Annotated in this window: 16 protein-coding genes and 1 pseudogene; 6 read left to right on the top strand and 11 right to left on the bottom strand. The window is 60.7% G+C overall.

All coding sequences use genetic code 11. The annotated features are described in order from the left end of the window. Nucleotides 1-210: 210 nt before the first annotated feature. Both J3A98_RS14580 and J3A98_RS14575 read left to right on the top strand, forming a co-directional pair. On the top strand, nucleotides 211-1,419 hold the full coding sequence (locus J3A98_RS14580; protein WP_209967012.1) for an MFS transporter: 1,209 nt from the start codon (nucleotides 211-213) through the stop codon (nucleotides 1,417-1,419). A 153-nt stretch (nucleotides 1,420-1,572) separates the two neighbouring features. Further along, nucleotides 1,573-2,178, top strand: a complete 606-nt coding sequence (locus tag J3A98_RS14575; protein ID WP_176682307.1) for a TetR family transcriptional regulator — start codon at nucleotides 1,573-1,575, stop codon at nucleotides 2,176-2,178. A 62-nt stretch (nucleotides 2,179-2,240) separates the two neighbouring features. On the opposite strand, the gene J3A98_RS14570 is transcribed toward J3A98_RS14575, so the two are convergent. Beyond that, complete coding sequence (locus tag J3A98_RS14570) at nucleotides 2,241-3,602, bottom strand: chloride channel protein (protein ID WP_245355038.1); 1,362 nt, start codon at nucleotides 3,600-3,602, stop codon at nucleotides 2,241-2,243. Nucleotides 3,603-3,740: 138 nt separating this feature from the next. Continuing rightward, nucleotides 3,741-5,102 (bottom strand): Na+/H+ antiporter NhaA, encoded by a 1,362-nt coding sequence (nhaA, locus tag J3A98_RS14565; RefSeq protein WP_209967009.1) that lies wholly within the window; start codon nucleotides 5,100-5,102, stop codon nucleotides 3,741-3,743. Between the two features lie 303 nt (nucleotides 5,103-5,405). On the opposite strand from nhaA, the gene betT reads away from it, so the two are divergent. Continuing rightward, a complete protein-coding gene (gene betT, locus J3A98_RS14560; protein ID WP_176682493.1) occupies nucleotides 5,406-7,379 on the top strand; it encodes a choline BCCT transporter BetT in 1,974 nt (657 codons plus the stop codon). Nucleotides 7,380-7,406: 27 nt separating this feature from the next. Here the strand turns inward: betT and J3A98_RS14555 are convergent, their stop codons facing one another. From J3A98_RS14555 to J3A98_RS14530, 6 genes are all read right to left on the bottom strand, one after another. After that, nucleotides 7,407-7,823, bottom strand: coding sequence for a DUF1850 domain-containing protein (locus tag J3A98_RS14555; protein WP_209967007.1), 417 nt, complete (start codon nucleotides 7,821-7,823; stop codon nucleotides 7,407-7,409). Next, nucleotides 7,820-9,847, bottom strand: coding sequence for a TRAP transporter permease (locus tag J3A98_RS14550; protein ID WP_209967005.1), 2,028 nt, complete (start codon nucleotides 9,845-9,847; stop codon nucleotides 7,820-7,822). Before J3A98_RS14550 ends, J3A98_RS14555 begins: the two co-directional genes overlap by 4 nt. Before the next feature lie 27 nt (nucleotides 9,848-9,874). Continuing rightward, nucleotides 9,875-10,825: a TAXI family TRAP transporter solute-binding subunit gene (locus J3A98_RS14545; RefSeq protein WP_209967002.1), complete on the bottom strand. Its 951-nt coding sequence runs from the start codon at nucleotides 10,823-10,825 to the stop codon at nucleotides 9,875-9,877. 104 nt (nucleotides 10,826-10,929) lie between these two features. Beyond that, entirely contained in the window at nucleotides 10,930-12,384 is a 1,455-nt protein-coding gene (locus tag J3A98_RS14540) for a TrkH family potassium uptake protein (RefSeq protein WP_176682312.1), read from the bottom strand. A 429-nt stretch (nucleotides 12,385-12,813) separates the two neighbouring features. After that, complete coding sequence (locus J3A98_RS14535; protein ID WP_209967000.1) at nucleotides 12,814-13,455, bottom strand: 3-oxoacid CoA-transferase subunit B; 642 nt, start codon at nucleotides 13,453-13,455, stop codon at nucleotides 12,814-12,816. Nucleotides 13,456-13,463: 8 nt separating this feature from the next. Continuing rightward, on the bottom strand, nucleotides 13,464-14,159 hold the full coding sequence (locus J3A98_RS14530; RefSeq protein ID WP_010954768.1) for a 3-oxoacid CoA-transferase subunit A: 696 nt from the start codon (nucleotides 14,157-14,159) through the stop codon (nucleotides 13,464-13,466). Nucleotides 14,160-14,551: 392 nt separating this feature from the next. Here J3A98_RS14530 and J3A98_RS27195 point away from each other — a divergent pair. Continuing rightward, nucleotides 14,552-14,686 (top strand): annotated as a pseudogene (locus tag J3A98_RS27195) (hypothetical protein); the annotation flags it as partial. A gap of 16 nt (nucleotides 14,687-14,702) precedes the next feature. Here J3A98_RS27195 and J3A98_RS14525 read toward each other — a convergent pair. Then, the gene (locus J3A98_RS14525; RefSeq protein WP_176682314.1) at nucleotides 14,703-14,888 is read right to left on the bottom strand and encodes a hypothetical protein; all 186 of its coding nucleotides are present in this window, start codon (nucleotides 14,886-14,888) and stop codon (nucleotides 14,703-14,705) included. 729 nt (nucleotides 14,889-15,617) lie between these two features. Between J3A98_RS14525 and J3A98_RS14520 the strand changes: the two genes are divergently transcribed. After that, the gene (locus J3A98_RS14520; protein WP_176682315.1) at nucleotides 15,618-15,812 is read left to right on the top strand and encodes a hypothetical protein; all 195 of its coding nucleotides are present in this window, start codon (nucleotides 15,618-15,620) and stop codon (nucleotides 15,810-15,812) included. Between the two features lie 130 nt (nucleotides 15,813-15,942). On the opposite strand, the gene J3A98_RS14515 is transcribed toward J3A98_RS14520, so the two are convergent. Then, nucleotides 15,943-16,848: a LysR family transcriptional regulator gene (locus J3A98_RS14515; RefSeq protein ID WP_176682316.1), complete on the bottom strand. Its 906-nt coding sequence runs from the start codon at nucleotides 16,846-16,848 to the stop codon at nucleotides 15,943-15,945. Between the two features lie 98 nt (nucleotides 16,849-16,946). Here J3A98_RS14515 and J3A98_RS14510 point away from each other — a divergent pair, with 98 nt between their 5' ends. Next, the gene (locus tag J3A98_RS14510) at nucleotides 16,947-17,708 is read left to right on the top strand and encodes a TSUP family transporter (RefSeq protein ID WP_176682317.1); all 762 of its coding nucleotides are present in this window, start codon (nucleotides 16,947-16,949) and stop codon (nucleotides 17,706-17,708) included. Between the two features lies 1 nt (nucleotide 17,709). Here J3A98_RS14510 and J3A98_RS14505 read toward each other — a convergent pair whose 3' ends face one another. Further along, entirely contained in the window at nucleotides 17,710-19,134 is a 1,425-nt protein-coding gene (locus tag J3A98_RS14505; protein WP_209966998.1) for a GGDEF domain-containing protein, read from the bottom strand. Nucleotides 19,135-19,194: the final 60 nt, after the last annotated feature.

The following is a 19,194-nucleotide window of genomic DNA, read 5'->3' as shown; positions in this document are numbered from 1 at the left end:
CGCCCACACTGTTCAACTCACGCTCGACGGCGAACGACCGCTCGCGACACGCAAGGCGTCACAGGGCAGGGTGGCTGAATAAGGGCGTTCTCGGCGGATCATGAGGGTTTACATTCAGTGCGTATGATAATAAGGTTTTAATCATACGAGCTGCATGTAATTTACCTTGAGCGTGACTGCCCAAGGGCCTTTCGATAAGGGGAGTCGAGCGTGTTCAGTACCTACCGCGAGTTGTTCCAGGCCAGAGGCGCCAAGGGCTTCGCCTTGGCCGGCCTGCTGGCCCGGTTGCCGTTGCCGATGACCGGTATCGGGATCATCACCATGTTGTCGCAGATCACCGGCAGTTACGGCCTGGCCGGTGCGGTGGCGGCCACCTTCGTGCTGACCTATGCACTGATGTCGCCGCAGATCTCGCGCCTGGTCGACCGCCATGGCCAGGGCCGCTTATTGCCGGCCGCCGCCGGGCTCAGCGTGCTGGGCATCCTTCTGCTGTTGGCTTGCAGCTATTGGCAGTTGGCGGACTGGACCCTGTTCGTCGGGGCCGCGCTCGCCGGCTTCATGCCCAGCATGTCGGCGATGGTGCGCGCGCGCTGGACCGCGATTTACCGCGGCAAGGCGCAACTGAAGACAGCCTACTCGCTGGAAACCGTTCTTGACGAAGTCACCTTCATTGCTGGCCCGCCGATTTCGGTGGGGCTGAGCGTGGCGGTACTTCCGCAGGCCGGTACACTGGTTGCTGCCATCTTCCTGGCCATCGGCGTGTTCGCCTTGGCGGTGCAGGTCGGCACCGAGCCGCCAGTAGAGGCCGATGCCGCCACCGGGCAAGACAGCATGTCGGTGTTCAGGCTGGCCGACGTACGCCTGCTGACCTTGCTAATGGTTGCTATGGGCTTGATCGTCGGTACGGTCGACATCGTCAGCGTGGCATTCGCCGAGCAGATGGACATGCCGGCTGCGGCTAGCGTGGTGCTGTCCTGTTATGCCATCGGCTCCTGTGTCGCGGGGCTGGTGTTCGGTGTCCTGAAACTCGATATCCCGCTACACAAGCTGCTACTGCTGGGTGGGTTGGCGACTGCGGCGACAACCTTGCCGCTGCTGGTGGTGGGAAACATCATCGGGCTGGCCATCGCCGTGCTGGTCGCGGGCCTGTTCTTCGCCCCGACCATGATCGTGGCGATGTCGCTGGTAGAGCGCATCGTGCCCGAAAGCAAGCTGACCGAAGGGATGACCTGGTTGCTCGCCGGTCTCAACGTTGGAGTTGCCGGCGGTGCCGCAGCATCTGGGCAGGTGGTCGATGTGTGGGGTGCCCAGGCCGGATTCAACGTGGCCTTGGCCGCCGGGGCCGCAGTGTTGTTGGTCGCGCTTTGGGGCTACCAGCGCATGCGCGACCGAGCCCGACAGGCGTCGTATTCGCTTTGATCGGCTTCAGGGACCGCCAGGCTTGGGGGCTCGGTCACCGCGCGACGATACGACAGGCTTGTCAGTGCGCCTCGCGCCCAAGACAATGCGTGCAAGCGGTATGAATACTCGTATACGCCCACCCCATGCCGCCAGAACACAAGGAATAGCTGGATGGTTCGCCGCACCCGCGCCGCAATGCAAGAAACCCGAGCCCTGTTACTGGCCACCGCCCGCCAGATGTTCACCGAGCAGGGGTTTGCGCACGCCTCGATGGATGATCTGACCGCCCGGGCGGGCTTGACACGGGGGGCGTTGTATCACCACTTTGGCGACAAGAAGGGGTTGCTGGCAGCCGTCGTCGAGCAGCTCGACGCTGAAATGGACGAGCGCCTGCGTGCCATTACCGAGACCGCCGATAACGCTTTGGACGGCTTCCGCCAGCGCTGCCACGCCTACCTGGAGATGGCGCTGGAGCCCGAGATCCAGCGCATCGTGCTGCGCGACGCCAGAGCGGTGTTGGGTGGCGGCTCGCCTGAGGCCCAGCGGTATTGCATAGAGTCGCTGCGCCAGTTGATCGACAACCTGGTGCTACAGGGCGTTTTCGTCAACGCGCACGCTCAAGCGCTGGCTGCGTTGATCTACGGCAGCTTGGCTGAAGCGGCTGTGTGGATCGCGGAGGCCGAAGACGGCAATGCATGCTTGGCGCAGGCTGGCAAGGCGTTCGACCTGCTGTTGCTCGGGGTGCTAAAGCAGCCAACAGACTCTACGGAGGCGTGAATGCGCGCGACAGTTCCGCCCTGTTGGGAGCCCTGTCCCCCTCAGGGCAGGCTTGGTGCTGCTCAAGGTTTTTCAGTAGCGCTTGCTTGGCTAGGGGCGGGCTCTGTGGAAGAAGACGCGGCAGCATGAAGCTTGTCGGTAATCTGCTTGGCCAAGGCATGGTAAAGCGAGACCGGAGACACCCATCCAGAGATGGCCGCCGCCATCAGTGTCGATGCCAACATGGGAATGGCCAGGTCCGGGCTGTGTGTCAATTCAAGCACGATGACCGAGGCGGTCAGTGGCGAGCGTGTCACACCGGCCAGGTATGCGCCCATGCCGAGTAGTGCGCCTGCCTGGGGATCAACATCGGGCAGCAAGCTCAACAGGGGCGCAAAGGCGGCGCCGATGCTCAGCGAAGGCGAAAAGAGCCCGCCAGGAATCCCGGAAAGATAGGACGCGACGTTGGCCAGAAACTTCCAGAGGAGAAAGCTTGCGTCCGTGATCGGTTGCCCCTCCAGCAATGCTCGCGTTTCTTCGTACCCGGTGCCGAATACATGATTGCCAGAGACGAGCCCCAACGTGGCCAGCAACAAGCCACAGATGGCAGCAAAGCGCACTGGATAGCGTCCGCGTAATGCACAGACCTGGCCGAGTATGCCCTTGTCGGTGGGCAGCACAAGCTTGGCGTAAAAACCACCCAGCAGCCCGCCCAGGACTGCACAGGCAGGCACGACGCTCCAGCCCCAGCCCACCGGCATTCGACCGCTGATTTCTCCAAAATAGGCGTAATGCCCCATCAGCCCCAGCGTGACGACCCCACCGATCAGCACCGCAGTGAGCACCAGGCCGCTGAAACGTTGCTCGAACGTGCGGCTCAACTCCTCAATGGCAAAGACCACCCCCGCTAAAGGTGTATTGAAGGCTGCCGCAATACCCGCGGCGCCTCCGGCGAGCACCAGGCCAGCGATGGTGCGCCGGCCATGCAGGCCTAAACGTCGGCCAAAGGAATAGAGCACAGCGGCGCCGATGTGGACGGTCGGGCCTTCCCGGCCAACCGAACCGCCGACCAGCAGGGCGCCCAACGTCAGGCTCATGCGTGCTGCAGCCACAGGGAGCGAGAGCAATCGGGCGCGCAGCCGGCGAGAGGGCACTTCCAGGGCGGCTATGACTTGGGGAATGCCGCTACCCTTGGCATTTTCAAACCACCGTTGCGTCAGATAAGCCAGGAGCGCGAAACCAAGCGGAGTGATGAGAAGAGGTGACCAGGGTGCCCATTCCAGCAAACGCTTGAACGAAGCGAACGCCGCGTCGGCTAGCCAGGCGAATGCCAGCGCAACCAGCCCCACCAGCAACGCCCCGATCCAGAACGCCAGTCGCTGACGCCATTCTCGCCAGCGTGAACGGCGGGAGAGTGAAGGTGCAGGACGGGTAGGTTCGGGCATGGTCCACACATGGCTGACTTGGAAAGCCGTGAGTATGGCGTGTTTTCCCAGGCAGGCCTACCCGACACAGGTTGTAGTCGTGCCAGGCGTGGCGATCCGTTTGCTCACATGCAACGGATCGCCAGTGCCAGAATGTGGCTAGGAGGCCGAACTTGCTTTGGTAGCAGGTGCTGCCTTACGCATGCTCCACATCCCCCAGGTCAAACCTAGCACGGCCGCGATCAATGACGCGGATAGCACACCGAGTTTCGCTGCCCCGAGTGAGCCAGGGTCGACGAAAGCGAGGTTGGCGATGAAGATCGACATGGTGAAACCGATGCCGGCCAGCAGCCCGACCAGCATGATGCTACGCCAGTTGACCTCGGCGGGAAGCTCGCACCAGCCCAGGCGGACCATCAGCCAGCTAACGCTGACGATGCCCAAGGGCTTTCCTGCGACCAGGGCGACAGCGACGGCGATCATGACCCACTGGGGGCCTTCAGCGGACAGGTCGACACCCGAAAGGCTTACCCCGGCATTGGCCAAGGCAAACACGGGCATGATGCCGTAGGCTACCCAAGGGTGCAGGGTCCCTTGCATACGCACCACCGGCGGCAGCAGTTCGCGCTGGGCCAGGCGCAGCCGTTTCAAAGGATCAATGAGGTCGCTGGCATCTTGCTCAGGCGCCTTGGCGCGCCCCAGCAATTCGCCGGTGAAGCGGGTAATGGCATCCAGCGGGCGCTCACGCATGGGCATTGCGGTGACAGGTGTCATCAGGCCTAGCACAACACCTGCGAGAGTCGGGTGGGCGCCGGTCAACAAGATGCCCAGCCAGACGATCGCGCCAGGAATGACATAGGCGAAGGCTGAACCCACACCGATCTTCTGAAGCCCGATCACCATGAGCAGGCCGATCAGTGCAACGCCGAAACCGGTGTAATCAAGGCCGCCAGAATAGAAGAACGCGATGATCAGGACTGCGATGATGTCATCGATGATTGCCAGGGCGAGGAGGAACACACGTACATTGGACGGGATCGACTTGCCGAGCAGTGCCAGTACGCCCACCGCAAAGGCGATATCCGTCGCCGTTGGCACTGCCCAACCTTGTTGGTCTGCTGGCGCGTGACCAAAACTCAGGTAGAGGAGTGCGGGTACCGCTACGCCGCCGACAGCGGCTGCCATGGGAAGTGTGGCTTGGCGCAGGCTGGACAGTGCGCCCTCGTGGATCTCGCGGCGGATCTCCATGCCCACGACCAGGAAAAAGATGGTCATCAAGCCATCATTGATCCAGAAGTGCAGGGACTGCGAATAGACATGCGAGCCCACGCCGAATGTCAACGGCGTATGCCAAAGGGCTTCATAACTGTCGGCAGCCGGGGAGTTCGCCCAGATCAGTGCAGCGACTGCGGCAATCAACAGAACGATGCCGCTGACCGCTTCAATGTGCAAAAAGCGCTCAAGGTTGGCGAAGGCTCGCTCGGCCAGGTCTTGGGCGCGAGGTAATTCTTTTTTATGCATAGGCGCAGGTGCTCCCGCATGGCGGCCCGACCTGCGCTGTTCTTTAACCTGCCTCACTGCACCGTGCAGCTGGCACCCGTCCGCTAGTCTACCGAATAACCACTCTCAGATGAACAAAAAGCGCCAAACCATTCACTCCAAAGGCATGTCGGTTTGAGATTTTTTCCTGCAGACGTTAGGGTTTGTGGTTATTTCCGAGCACACGAGGCTTGGCAAACGGGAATTTATCCAACTGCTAGCCTTGGTAAATGTCGTCGTGCTCAGGCACGCTGTGCTCATCGCCTTGCAAGGAGAACGGCCGCTATGACTGCAGCCCCCAAACCCAGGAGCACCCTCAATCCACCCGTTTTCTACACCAGTGCGATACTTATCTTTCTGCTGGTCTTGTACGCCACGGCATTTCAGGAGCACGCCCAGACGCTGTTCGAGCAAGTCCAGCGATGGATCATCACCAATGCCAGCTGGTTCTACATTCTTGTTGTAGCGCTGGTGTTGATCAGTGTGGTGTTTCTGGCTGTCAGCCGCTATGGCGACATCAAGCTAGGCCCTGACCACAGTGAGCCGGATTACCGCAAGAGCAGTTGGTTCGCCATGCTGTTCTCGGCGGGTATGGGGATTGGCCTCATGTTCTTCGGCGTGGCCGAACCGGTCATGCATTTCGCCACACCGCCCGTGGGCGATCCTGGCACCGTCGCTGCGGCACGGGAAGCCATGAAAATCACCTTTTTCCACTGGGGCCTGCATGCGTGGGCGATCTATGCCATCGTCGCGCTGATCCTGGCCTACTTCAGCTTCCGCAACGGCCTGCCGTTAACCTTGCGTTCGGCACTCTATCCGCTGATTGGTGAGCGAATCTATGGCCCTATAGGCCATGCCGTCGATGTCTTTGCCATCCTCGGCACGGTGTTCGGTGTGGCGACCTCGCTGGGTTACGGGGTATTGCAGATCAACAGCGGGTTTCATCATGTGTTCGGTTTGCCGGTAAACACTACCGTGCAAGTCATCCTCATCACCGCCACCTGCGCATTGGCGACGCTTTCAGTGGCCAGCGGCCTGGACAAAGGTATTCGCATCCTGTCCGAGCTCAACCTGAGCCTGGCGGTGATTCTGATGCTGTTCGTGCTGCTGCTTGGGCCTACGGTGTTCCTGCTGCAGACCTATGTACAGAATACCGGCGCTTACCTTTCGGATATCGTCAATAAAACCTTCAATCTCTACGCTTACGAGCCCACCGACTGGATCGGTGGCTGGACCTTGCTGTACTGGGGCTGGTGGTTGTCCTGGTCGCCCTTCGTGGGTTTGTTCATCGCACGTATTTCGCGAGGGCGGACCATTCGGGAATTCGTCTGCGGCGTATTGTTCGTACCGGCGGGTTTCACCTTACTGTGGATGACGGTGTTCGGTGACTCGGCAATCCATATGATCCTCAACGATGGTGTAAAGGATCTGGCTACTGTGGTCAGTGAAGACAGTTCCCTCGCCTTGTTCGCTTTCCTGGAGCATTTCCCGTTCTCCAGCATCATTTCGTTGGTCGCGGTGCTTATGGTGGTCGTGTTCTTTGTGACCTCGGCGGACTCTGGTGCGCTGGTCGTGGATATGCTCGCCTCCTCCGGAAAAGGTCATTCACCCCTGTGGCAACGTATCTTCTGGTCAATCTGCATCGGCGCGGTCGCGATCGCGTTGCTGCTGGCGAACGGCCTCAAGGCGCTGCAGACCGCGACCATTGCGAGCGCTCTGCCGTTCGCGGTCATCTTGCTGGTTGCGATTTGGGGCTTGTTCAAGGCGCTGAGTCTTGATGCGACTCGCCGCGGGTTGCGCAATCAAGCGTTGCCAGGCCCACGCCATACCCGCCACCCACACGGCGGCTGGCAGCGGAGGCTGCGCAATATTGCATTGATGCCGCGCCGGGTTCATGTCACCCGCTTTATCGCCGAGGTGGTGAGGCCTGCCTGCGAAGAGGTCGCCCAGGAGTTGCGTAAGCAAGGCTACGAGGTGAGCGTGAATGAGCGCGATGATGGACGGGTATCCCTGGAGCTCTCCCATGCCGGTGAAGGGCGTTTCCTCTACGAGGTGCGGCCACGGGCCTTCAATACGCCAAGCTTCGTCATGCAGGACACCGAAGACGGTGGCGATGCGCGCAAGTATTTCCGTGCGGAAGTGCATCTGCGAGAAGGGGGCCAGGACTACGACATCATGGGGTGGAGCCGCGACGATGTGATTGGTGACATCCTGGATCAGTACGAACGCCACCTGCAATACTTGCACGTGGTGGGCTGAACTGGATTCGGTCCTGCCCTGGCGCAGTCAGGGCAGGGCGGTTCGCCTGCTGTCTAAAGGCGGATTTTCGCAGGCCCAGAAGTCTACTGCAGCAATGCGTTCGCTCGGCGGTCCTAACCAATGGGACAGCGGCTGGCACCCGGTTGTCGTGCAGACCTGATAGTCGCCAGCCTCGGGCGTTCGCCCGGCATGCAAGGGCTGCAGCGGTGGTAGATGACGACGATAGTGCCAAGTGCCGTCGCGCAGTTGAGCGTCGTCCGGAATCTCCATGCCGGCCCCGCTGCCTTTGACCCGTGCCTCTACCAGTACCAGGCCAGCCGGGGTCACTTGATAATCCTCTTCCCAGCGGACCTTTTCGATACTGTGCTGCCACGCGAGGGTAAACTCGTTCAGTGGCAGGCTGACCCAGACCACACCGGCCAGCCCAACGCAAAGGCTGATCATGCGGGGTGTCCAGAAGCCGGTCGGCTTCGCCAGTAGTGCCAACCCAGCACTGCCGCACCCAAAACAAAACCGACCTCATCGCTGATGGGCAGGGCGAGTATCAATGACACGCCAGCAGTGAACGCCAGCAGGCGCTCCCACCAGGGCATGGGGGCACGCAAATGCCCGATCGACGCACACCCCCAAAGGGCAACCGCGAACGCCGCCTTGATCACCATGTACAGCGTGCTGCCCATGCCTTCACCTTGCATCATCAACGCCGGGTCATAGACCGCCATGAAGGGCACAACGAAACCGGCCAAGGCAATGCGCACCGCCCAGAAGCTGATCAACAGGCCTTTTTCCTTGGCAATTGGGGCCGCTGCAAAGCACGCCAATGCCACTGGCGGCGTCAGGTCGGCCAGGATGCCGAAATAGAACACGAACATGTGCGAGACGATCAGCGGGACCCCGAGCTCCAACAGGGCGGGGGCGGCAATGGAGCTGGTGATGATGTAGTTGGGGATGGTCGGGATGCCCATACCCAGTACCAGGCAAGTGAGCATGGTCAACACCAGCGAGAGGAACAGGTTGTCGCGTCCCAGGTCAAGAATGTATCCGGCAAAGGTGGTGGCCAGGCCGGTCAGCGAGATGACGCCGATAATGACACCGACCAGCGCACAGGCAATACCCACCGGTACCGCATGACGGGCACCTTCCGCGAGGGCCATGACGCATGCGTGCAGGGTGGCGCGGCCGCCCTGGACAAAGCAGCACGCAATGGCCAGGCCGGCAATGACCATCAGGATCACCCCGATCCCCATGCGGAAAAAACCTGAACACAGTATCCCGAGTGCAACCCAGAAAGCCGCGCGCAGCCAGGTTTTTTGAGCGCGCAGGATGATCGCCGAGCCTAGGATGACGATGGCAGTCAGGGCCAGGCCGACCATTCCCGAGTACAAAGGTGTTCGCCCGGAAAACAACAGCGCGACCAGGACCATCAGCGGTACGAGCAGGAACCAGCGTTGTCGCAACGCATTCCAGGCACTCGGGCACTGTTCGCGCGGCAAACCATGCAGATGGCTGCGCCGAGCCTCCAGGTGGACCATCCAGTAGACCGAGCCGAAGTACAGCAATGCTGGGATGAGCGCGGCTTTCGCCACCTCGGCGTAGGGCACGTTGATCGTCTCGGCCATGATGAACGCCACGGCGCCCATCACCGGCGGCATCAGCTGGCTGCCCATGCTGGAGGTCGCCTCGACGCCACCGGCAAATGCAGGTTTGTAGCCAAAACGCTTCATCAGCGGAATGGTGAACTGTCCGGTGGTGACGACATTGGCCACCCCCGAGCCGGTAATGGTACCCATCAGTGCCGAGGAGAACACCGACACTTTGGCCGGCCCTCCGCTGCGATGGCCGAACAGCCCCATGGCGAAATCGGTGAACAGACGAATCATGCCCGCCTGCTCGAGAAATGCGCCGAACAGGATGAACAGGTAAATGTAGGTGGCTGAGACATAGGTCGGTGTGCCATACAGCCCCTCGGTGCCGAAGGCCAACTGATTGACGATCTGATCGAGGCCGTAGCCTCGATGCGCGAGTTCGCCTGGCAAGTGTTGGCCAAGCAACCCATAGGCCAGAAACAGGGCGCAAATGATGGGCAACGCTATGCCCATGACGCGCCGCGCGGCTTCAAAGACCAAACCAATAAGCAACAGCCCCACGATCAGGTCACTGGTGGTCAGTTCGCCGGAGCGTTGAATCAGATCCCCTTCGAAGTACCACTGGTATGTGGCCGTCGCCATTCCCGCAAGACCCAGCAGCCAGGCAAGGGGTTGCCACGGCCGACGGTGGCCAACGAATGAATAGCTCAGGTACACCACCAGCAACAGGAACCCCACGTGTATTGCACGCAGTACTTGGGTGGAAATCAGAGGGAAGGCCGCCGTGGCGATCTGGAAAACCGAAAAGACCAGTGCCACGGCAAAAAGCGCGGCAGGCCAGCGATCGGTGCTGGCGTGAAGACCTTGCGCTGTATCACTCATACGCTGCTCCATGGCTCGAGAATGTCATCAGGGGAGCAGGTTTTTCTCCTTGAAGTACCTCTCTGCTCCTGGATGCAGCGGAATGGGCAGGTTCTTGGCGGCATTCTCCGCCTGGATATCTTTCGCTGCAGCGTGGGCCGTGACCAGGCGTGGAAGGTTCTCGAATATCAGCTTGGTCATCTGATAGGCCAGGTCATCGCCGATATCGGCGCGGGTGACGAGGATGTTGTTGATGGCCGCCGTTGATACGTCCGCACTCTGACCATCATAGGTGTTGGCAGGAATGGTGGCGGGTTGGTAGGCGTTGTTGCCAATGCGGGTCACGACCTCGGCAGGGATAGGCACGAACACTACCGGCAAGGTCGCGGCAAGGTCCCGGATAGCTGCTTGACCGAGCCCTGAGGATTGCAGCGTGGCGTCAAGCTGACGGTTCTTGATCAGTTCGACGGACTCCGCATAGGGCAGGTATTCAACTTTTCCCATGTCCTGGTAGGTAAGCCCTGCGGCTTTGAAGATGGCGCGGGCATTCAGCTCGGTGCCGGACTTGGGTGCCCCAACCGATATACGCTTGCCTTTGAGGTCTGACAGGGAGGTGATCCCCGACTCCTTGCTGGCGACGATCTGGATGTAGTTCGGGTAGGTGCCGGCGATGGCGCGGAGTTTCTTCAAGGGCGTTTTGAATCCAGCCTCTGCATCGCCCTTCCAGGCATCTGACACCGAATCCCCCAGCGCGAATGCCAACTCCCCTCGACCGGCTTGCAACAGGTTGAGGTTCTCTACCGAGGCCTTGGTGGCTTGCACCGTGGTCTTGCTGCCTTCGATGCCGTGGCTGTAGATCTGTGAAATGCCTACGCCTACCGGGTAATAGACACCACTGGTACCGCCTGTGAGGATGTTGATGAAGGTTGGTGCGGCCTGGGCAGCCGCGCAGACCGTAAACAAGGTGCTGGCCAATGCCAGGCGAAGGGCTCGGTTCATGGCGTCGTTCTCCGCTTGTTGTTGTTATTCCTGCGCCAGTAAACCTAGAACGAATATGCAGTCCCTGCCCAATTTTATGGCTGATTGGCCGGATGACCTCCGCCTTAGAATCGCCAGAAGACTGGCGAGACCAGTACCAGTACGGTGAGGATTTCGAGCCGTCCAAGCAGCATGCCGATGGTCAGTAACCATTTCGCTGCGTCCGGCAAGGAGGCGAAATTACCTGCAGGACCGATAAGTGTGCCCAGGCCTGGGCCGACGTTGCATACGGCGGTGGCAGCCCCACTCAACGCCGTCATCCAGTCGAGCCCTATCAGAGAGAGGCCAAGGGCGATGATCGCGATGGTGACGGAGAAGAAGAACGAGAACGTCAGCAATGAGCGAACGATCTCTTCATCGATGGGGTGCCCATTGTATTTCTTCGAGATTGTTGCCCGTGGATGGATCAACTGTTTCAGGCTGCTGACAAGCAAGGCAGCGGCCACCTGGAAACGGAATATTTTCAAACCGCCGGCGGTAGAGCCTGAGCACCCGCCGATGAACGTCAGGTAAAAGAACAGCATGATGGCGAAGCTGCCCCAGAGCGTGTAATCACCCACGGCAACGCCCGTGGTGGTCACCACCGAGGTCACATTGACCGCAACGATACGAAACGCATCCCACCAGGCCAGATCGCTGTGCCAGCAGAGCCAGGTTCCGACCGTGAGCCAGACGAAGGCGAGAAAGCCAATGAAACCGCGAACCTGATGGTCCTTGAGCAGGATGCGTCGATGGCCCCGCAGCGTGGCGACATACAGCGTGAAGGGCAGGCTGCCGAGTATCATGATGACCACGGCTACCCAATGCACCGCAGGCTGTCTCCAATGACCCAGAGAGGCATCCGAGGTAGAGAAACCACCGGTTGAAACCAGCGACATCGAATGATTGATGGCTTCGAACGGGGTCATGCCGGCGGCCCACAACGCGCATGTCCCCAATGCTGTCAGGCCCAGGTAGACCAGCAGGATCATCTTGGCTGCCACATGCGAACGCGGCGTCACTTTGTCAGACCAATCCGAAGACTCGGTCTGGAACAGGCGCATGCCGCCCACGCGCAGCAGTGGCAGGATCGCCACGGCCATGCCGATAAAACCAATGCCTCCCAGCCAGTGCAGCAGGGAACGCCATATCAGCAGCCCCGGCGATGCACTGTCCAGGCCGGTCAGCACGGTCGAGCCGGTGGTGGTGATTCCCGACATGGTCTCGAAGAACGCATCCGTGTAACTGATGTGTCGAATGAACACCATTGGCAGCGCCGCGAATGCGCACACGATGACCCAGCTTGCCGTCGTGAGCAGATACATGTCCCTGGTCCGCAGTTGCGGTGTGTCGGGGACGCCGCGGGCTACCATGAGCAGGCCGGCACACAGAACGATCAGGCTCGACCAGACGAATGCACCGAGGTCGTCGCTGCGGTCGTACACCAGCAGCGTCAGCATCGGAATCACCATGCTGACGGCCAACGTGATCAGGAATACACCAATAATGAACGCGATGAAACGCAATGCGGGAAGCGGCATTGAGGGAGCTCGTTGGGACAATGCCGGCAGTATTGCCTGCTCTACGGTAATGTCGAGTAAAAAAGGCGTAAAGTCGTGGCCGGCAGTTTTTTACGCCGCTATCTGGCTCCCGCTCGATAGCTCATTGGGTTGACCTCTCCGAGAGTTCTCGTCTATCGGCTCCGAAGCGGTTGGAAAGGCGGCCTCAAGCACCGCGTGCTCCCTGCTCGCGGCGCTTGTGCGGCACTATCGATAATGCCGCAGAGGGCATGGAAAGCCCTAGGCTCTTTACGAAAAGCCTTGATACTTGTTCATGCTGCGTTGAAAACAGCCTCGGAATGCTCATGTACTCCAGTACAGTCGGGCGCGACCCCGGCCGTTCCTCGGCTGTTTTCGCCTTGCCTGACCTGCGTCTCAAGACTTTTCGTACAGAGCCTAAGGCTTCCTGGATCACTTGATCAGCGACACACCACTGAGCTTCTGCAGCTCGTCAAAATCGATGTCCGCGCAGATCTCGATCACTTTCAGTCCTTCAGGTGTCACTTCCAGTACGGCCAGGTCGGTGTAGATGCGGCTGACGCAAGCAATGCCGGTCAGCGGGTAGGTGCACTCGGGCACCAGCTTGCTTTCGCCGGTCTTGGTCAGGAGGTCCATCATCACGAATACCTGGCGGGCGCCGGTGGCCAGGTCCATTGCGCCGCCTACGGCCGGGATCGAACCTTCGGCACCGGTGTGCCAGTTGGCCAGGTCGCCCTTTACCGACACCTGGAAGGCGCCCAGTACAGCGATGTCCAGGTGGCCGCCACGCATCATCGAGAACGAATCGGCATGGTGGAAGAAAGCACCACCGGTCAGCAGGGTGACGTGCTGCTTGCCGGCGTTGATCAGGTCATCGTCTTCTTCGCCCGGCGCAGGGCTTGGGCCCATGCCCAGCAGGCCATTCTCGCTGTGCAGGAACACTTCCTTGTCGCCCAGGTAGTTGGCCACCAGGGTTGGCGCGCCAATGCCCAGGTTTACGTACGCGCCTTCCTGGATATCTGCGGCCACGCGTTGGGCCATCTCGGTGCGGGAGAGCTTTTTGGTGATGGTCATGGCAGGCCTCAGACAGCTTTGGCAATCGAAGAAGCGGCAGCACCGGTGACGGCGACCACGCGCTGGACGAAGATACCCGGGGTGATGATGTGTTCCGGGTCCAGTTCACCAAGTTCGACGACTTGGTCGACCTGGGCGATGGCGGTCTTGGCAGCCATGGCCATGATCGGGCCGAAGTTGCGTGCGGCCTTGCGGTAGGTCAGGTTGCCCCAACGGTCACCCTTGTGCGCCTTGATCAGTGCGAAGTCGGCGTGCAACGGCATTTCCAGCACGTACATGCGGCCGTCGATCTCACGGGTTTCCTTGCCCTCGGCCAGCAGGGTGCCGTAGCCGGTTGGTGAGAAGAACGCACCAATGCCGGAGCCTGCGGCGCGGATACGCTCGGCCAGGTTGCCCTGCGGCACCACTTCCAGCTCGATCTTGCCGGCCCGGTACAGCTCGTCGAACACGTAGGAGTCGGACTGGCGCGGGAACGAGCAGACCACCTTGCGCACGCTGCCTGCCATGAGCAGGGCGGCCAGGCCGATCTCGCCGTTGCCGGCGTTGTTGCTGATGATGGTCAGGTCGCGGGCACCGGTGGCAATGAGGCCATCGATCAGCTCGGACGGCATGCCAGCCGTGCCGAAGCCACCGACCATGATGGTCGAACCGTCGGTGATCCCTTCCACCGCGCTGGCGATGGACTCGTACGTTTTATTGATCAAGGCGAGCTCCTGGTTGTTCCTGGAGTTGTGGTTGTCGGGCTGGCCGGAGCGCGTGAAGCGATGGGGCCTGTCAGCACTTGATATGGCTTGCTGACTTTCGCTATAGCGTGCCGCAAGATAGGGCAACAGTAGAGAGGGTTTGGCTGAATTTGTGCGATTATCGAACTGTTGTGCGATCTGCGAGCAGTTCTGGAGGCTACTGCACCCGAGTAGTGGGAGCACCTGACCGACCTGGCCGAGCAAGTTGCAGAAGCTGCTGGGGCAGTTCGAAGTCAGCGATGATGGCGAACAAGGCGTCGCTGCCAGAGTAAAGCGCCGCACGGTAAAGCTGTTGTGGCCATGCAGGCTGAAATACCCACCTGCAATGTGACCTGCCGGCCACCTTCCTCAATTACCTGGGGCGATGCGGGCCGCTGGCCGGGCTTGGGGTACGGGCGCGCAACGTGATGGCGCGCTCCAACTACCGGACAGATATAGATGAGAACCGCTTGATTCTGAGATGGGTAGGCCTGAGCTGTGGAGCATGACAGTGGCTCTTGCAGGTCACTGCAAAGTGTCGGGCTTCAGGCTATCCGGCAATTGCCGGATGGCCTCCTCAAGCCGCGCGATCGGCCCAGCGAGTTGATCTGCTTCCTTGTCCTTGCCTTCACCTCTCAGGCGCTCACGCGCAACGCGCAGGTCTAGCAGATTTTTCTGCAACTTCAGTGCAGAGGTTTTGAACGAGTCCATGCTTTTCTCACGCTGTAGGCTTCCGTACCGTTGTAGGAAAAATGGACCGTAGCAGCTCGAATTTGCCTGAGAAACTGATGTTTCATACAGGCAAGACTCATTGCCACGCCATTTCCTACAGATTGCGGTAAACAATCCTACAAACCGTGTTTCAGATCGTGTCCTCCCAGGCAAGCTCAATCTACCGTATTGGCTGGGCTCAAGAGCTTTCGAGGGGCAGCGTACCCGGCGCAGGTACTGCGCAAGCCTGGAGGCGTGTTTAGAAACTTCGTGTATCAATTGCCGGCCCGCGAGCGACACGTGGTCAGCGTCAACCACTGCGGCTGAATCCAGCCCGGCGGCATCCGCGCATCGCATCTGATCCGCTTTTTTTCCATAAACCTGAATCTGTAACCGTATCAGCCCAAGCTCGACAATGTGCCCATTCCCGTATCACAACTGTAGAGGTTCCAATGGGCAAGCTGGCGCTGTTCCTGGGTGGTTTTCTGCTGCTGACCATTCTGATTGGTATTCTTGGCACCATTCCGCCAAGCTGAGTTCAACTGCTTTTTCCCTGCGCGGCCCGTCCACTTCAAGCGACGGGCCCACGCTATTGGCAAATGGCCGGTAGTCTTCCTCGTTGCACTGCTGGATCAGCGGTAGGTGCAAGTCATTCTCAAGTGCAAAAGCCTCGTGTAGTCTCCCGCCGCCGCTTATTCGGCGGTATTTTGCCTTGGAGTCGATAGATTGATGGAATGCAAGAAAGGCACTTCAGCCATGCTGGAGTGGCGTAGGCGTTATCTCGCCGAAGGCCAGCTTGATGAGCCGGGCTATGATCAGGCACTGCGCAATGCCGAGGCGCTTGAGCAAGCCGGGTCAATCAGTACGCAGGAGTGGATCGAGCTGGTCAAGCTGGCCAATTCGGCATTGCTGCTTGTGCGATAAGTCGTTCTTTACGCTGGGAAATCTGTCCACAAAAAACGTGGGTAGGTCTGTGGATAAAGTGCTGCAAGCCAGATCCGCGGCGGGCTCTGTTAAATTGAGCAGAAATTGAACAGTCGTTTCATGGTCTGTTTCAGAGGGGCGAGTCGGCTTGGCGTAGGGCTACCAGCAAGTCACGTACCCGCGCCGGCAACTCGCCGGCAGGGTATACAGCATGCATCTGTGGGTCCTGGCCGCTGCTGGACGTCAGGCGGTACTGCGGACACACCCGGACCAGGCGGCCGACCTTGACCTGTGCTTCGCCGACCCAGGCGGCGAGGCGGGCAATGCCGGCGCCGGCCAGGGTGCTGTGGTAGACAGCGCTTCCTGAGCCCAGGCGGAGCCTGGGCCTGGGGCGCAGGCTGGTGATCTGGCCATCGTGGCAGAAGTGCCAGGCCTTGAGGATGCGTGGCGCGGTATGCAGGATCAAGGTGTGTCCATTCAGGTCTTCCGGGTGTTGCGGTGTGCCAGCCAGGGCCAGATATGCCGGGCTGGCATACAGGTGGCGCTGGTAGGGCCAAAGCGGGTAGCCGATCAGTTCGCTCGATTGCGGGAATGCACCGCGCACCACGAAGTCGAATTTACCTTGCAGCGGGTCAAGGGCTTCGTCGCTGTACTGGACGTCCAGCGTCACTTGGGGGTAGCGGCGGGAAAACTCGGCAAGCACTTGCGGTAGCACATGCTCTCCCAGCAGTTGCGGCGCGGCAAAGCGAATCCAGCCTTGGGCGCTGCCGCTGAGCGCGGCCAGTTCGTCGGCGGCATCGCGTTGCACATCCAGCAAGCGTTCGGCATGCGGCAGCAAGCGCTCGCCGGCCTCGGTCAGGGTGACGGCGTTGGCGTTGCGGTTGAGTAGTTTGCTTCCCGTATTGTCTTCCAGGGTTTGTACAGCACGTGTAACTGTACTGGGTGAACGCCCCAGCGCGCGGGCGGCAGCAACGAAGCTGCGCTTGTGTGCGACGCTGACGAACGCCTGGATTTCCCGCAGCATGTCCAATGCCATTGCCTGCTCCTTGTTGCAGTTATTGCAATATGGCATTTCAACACAAGCGCGCCACTTTGATTAGCCTTGCAGGCGTCTTCACTGCCTGGAACCGCGTCATGATGGATATTGCTGTGCTTTCTGTGTTCGCCTTCGCCGCTGGGTTGATCGACGCCGCGGTGGGTGGTGGCGGGCTGATCCAGATCCCGGCCTTGTTCAACGTGTTGCCCACCGCGCAACCAGCGGCATTGCTCGGCAGCAACAAGCTGGCGTCCGTGTTCGGCACGGCTTTCGCGGCCCGCTCGTTCATCCGTAAAGTGACGCTGGATTGGGGGTTGATCGTACCGGCGGCACTCAGTGCCTTTGTCATGTCGTTCGCGGGGGCCGCCACGGTGTCGCTGGTACCCCCCAGTGTCATGCGCCCGGCAGTGCTGGTGCTGATCGTGCTGATGGCTATCTACACCTTCTGCAAGAAGGACTTCGGCACCTTGCACAAACCTGCGCAGATCGGCCGCAAGGAGCAATGCCTGGCAGTGCTGATCGGCGGCGCTATCGGCTTCTACGATGGCCTGTTCGGCCCCGGCACCGGTAGCTTTCTGATCTTCCTGTTCATCCGCTTCTTTGCCCTGGACTTTCTGCACGCTTCGGCTTCGGCCAAGGTGGTAAACATTGCCACCAACCTGGCGGCGCTGGTGTTCTTCGTGCCGACCGGCAACGTGCTGTACGCCATCGCCTTGCCCATGGCGGTGTGTAACATTCTCGGCGCGCTGACCGGTACCTGGCTGGCGGTACGCAAGGGGGCCGGTTTTGTCCGCGGGCTGTTCCTGGTGCTGTTGTGTGTGCTGATCGCCAAGCTGTCGTGGGACCTGCTGATCGGCTAGTTCAGATCACCAGGCGCTGTGCTTCGGCCTGCTCGACGCGGTTGCGGCCCCGAGCCTTGGCCCGGTACAGAGCCTGGTCGGCACTCGCCAGCAGTTCATCCAGGCCGGGGGCCGGCATGTCTGCGTCGCAGCCTGCCACACCGATACTCACGGTAATCTGCAGGCGCTGGTCGGCCTGCACCACGTGCAGGTCCTGTATGGCGCGGCGCAGGCGTTCGGCGGTGAAGGTGGCCCGCTCTGGCGCAAGTCCCGGCAGCATGACAACGAATTCTTCGCCGCCCAGGCGTGCTAACAGTTCGTCGTTGTGCAACTGGTCCTGCAGGGTGCCGGCGAATTGGCGTAGCACCTGATCACCCACTGCATGGCCGTGGGCATCGTTGATCGACTTGAAGTGATCGACGTCCAGCATCATCAGGGTCAGTGGCAGCGCCTGGGCGTGCTGTTGGCGGCTCTCCAGCAGCGCGTTGGCGCGGCGTGTGAAGGCGCTGCGGGTGAGCACGCCGGTGAGGTGATCGACGGTGGCCTGGTGCGCCAGACGGGCCATGAGGCTACGGTTGGCCTGGCTGACGCAGGCCACCACCAACGGCCCGAGCACCAGCATGGCGATGCCCAGGCGCGCCGACATCAGCGTGGTAACCCCAGGCTCGCTCTGCGGCACGCTGAAGTGCATGAGGTTTTGCGCCACGGCCACGATCAGCGTACTGCCGGCCGTGAGTGTCAGCAGTGACACCAGGAACGGTGAGTAGGTCCAGGCACACCACAGTAACGCGGCAATCGGGAAAGCAATGGCACCCGGGCCACCAAAGGCGATGCTGAATGCCAGCGAGGCCAGCAGCACCAGCAACGGCGCCAGGCGGATGGGTTGCGCGCCGCCACGCATCAAGGCCCGTACCGAGGGCGCAGTGAGCAGTACTGGCAGCACCAGCACGCCGGTCGAGAACTGTTCGCTGAACCAGGCTAGCCAGGTGGCGCGCAACGACTGTTGGAACCACGGTGCGGCCATTGCCGCTGCCATGCTGGCCGCTACCACGGCAGCGGCGGCGCAGGCGGCGAACACGCGGAGTACGCCGTGCGGGCTGCGCATGCGCCGGTGCATGCGTGGCAAGCGCGACAGCAGTTGCCAGAGGGTGACCACCACACCAAGATTGCACAGGTTGAACCACAGCGCCGGCACCCAGGCACTGCCACACAGCAGGTCGGCGCCGACCATGGCCAGCCACACCAGGCTAAAGCCGGTAAACGTGGCTTGACGGGGATAGCGCAGGAGTATGCCGGCCAGTACCGCATTCACTGGCCAAAACAGCGACAGCGATTCGATCGGGCGTGCCAGGATGCCGCCCAGGGTGAGGGCAAAGGTCACGCCAAGTACAACGATATAAGGCAACACGCGCGATTGGGCTGGAAAAACCATGAACTCGACCGGCAAGCGGAAACGAAATCCAGGACAACGCGATGGAGCACCTGGGGCAATTACCCGCAGTGTGTT

Source organism: Pseudomonas sp. BP6 (genome assembly GCF_017875935.1).
In the GTDB taxonomy this organism is placed as follows: domain Bacteria; phylum Pseudomonadota; class Gammaproteobacteria; order Pseudomonadales; family Pseudomonadaceae; genus Aquipseudomonas; species Aquipseudomonas putida_Y.
The sequence above is the reverse complement of the archived record's forward strand: the minus strand, read 5'-3'. Positions and strand labels throughout refer to the sequence as shown.

Coding starts and splice junctions, on each gene's coding strand:
- J3A98_RS14575 (WP_176682307.1), top strand. CDS start 1,573: ATGGTTCGCCGCACCCGCGCCGCAATGCAAGAAACCCGAGCCCTGTTA.
- J3A98_RS14570 (WP_245355038.1), bottom strand. CDS start 3,602: ATGCCCGAACCTACCCGTCCTGCACCTTCACTCTCCCGCCGTTCACGC.
- nhaA (WP_209967009.1), bottom strand. CDS start 5,102: ATGCATAAAAAAGAATTACCTCGCGCCCAAGACCTGGCCGAGCGAGCC.
- betT (WP_176682493.1), top strand. CDS start 5,406: ATGACTGCAGCCCCCAAACCCAGGAGCACCCTCAATCCACCCGTTTTC.
- J3A98_RS14555 (WP_209967007.1), bottom strand. CDS start 7,823: ATGATCAGCCTTTGCGTTGGGCTGGCCGGTGTGGTCTGGGTCAGCCTG.
- J3A98_RS14550 (WP_209967005.1), bottom strand. CDS start 9,847: ATGAGTGATACAGCGCAAGGTCTTCACGCCAGCACCGATCGCTGGCCT.
- J3A98_RS14545 (WP_209967002.1), bottom strand. CDS start 10,825: ATGAACCGAGCCCTTCGCCTGGCATTGGCCAGCACCTTGTTTACGGTC.
- J3A98_RS14540 (WP_176682312.1), bottom strand. CDS start 12,384: ATGCCGCTTCCCGCATTGCGTTTCATCGCGTTCATTATTGGTGTATTC.
- J3A98_RS14535 (WP_209967000.1), bottom strand. CDS start 13,455: ATGACCATCACCAAAAAGCTCTCCCGCACCGAGATGGCCCAACGCGTG.
- J3A98_RS14525 (WP_176682314.1), bottom strand. CDS start 14,888: ATGGACTCGTTCAAAACCTCTGCACTGAAGTTGCAGAAAAATCTGCTA.
- J3A98_RS14520 (WP_176682315.1), top strand. CDS start 15,618: ATGGAATGCAAGAAAGGCACTTCAGCCATGCTGGAGTGGCGTAGGCGT.
- J3A98_RS14515 (WP_176682316.1), bottom strand. CDS start 16,848: ATGGCATTGGACATGCTGCGGGAAATCCAGGCGTTCGTCAGCGTCGCA.
- J3A98_RS14510 (WP_176682317.1), top strand. CDS start 16,947: ATGATGGATATTGCTGTGCTTTCTGTGTTCGCCTTCGCCGCTGGGTTG.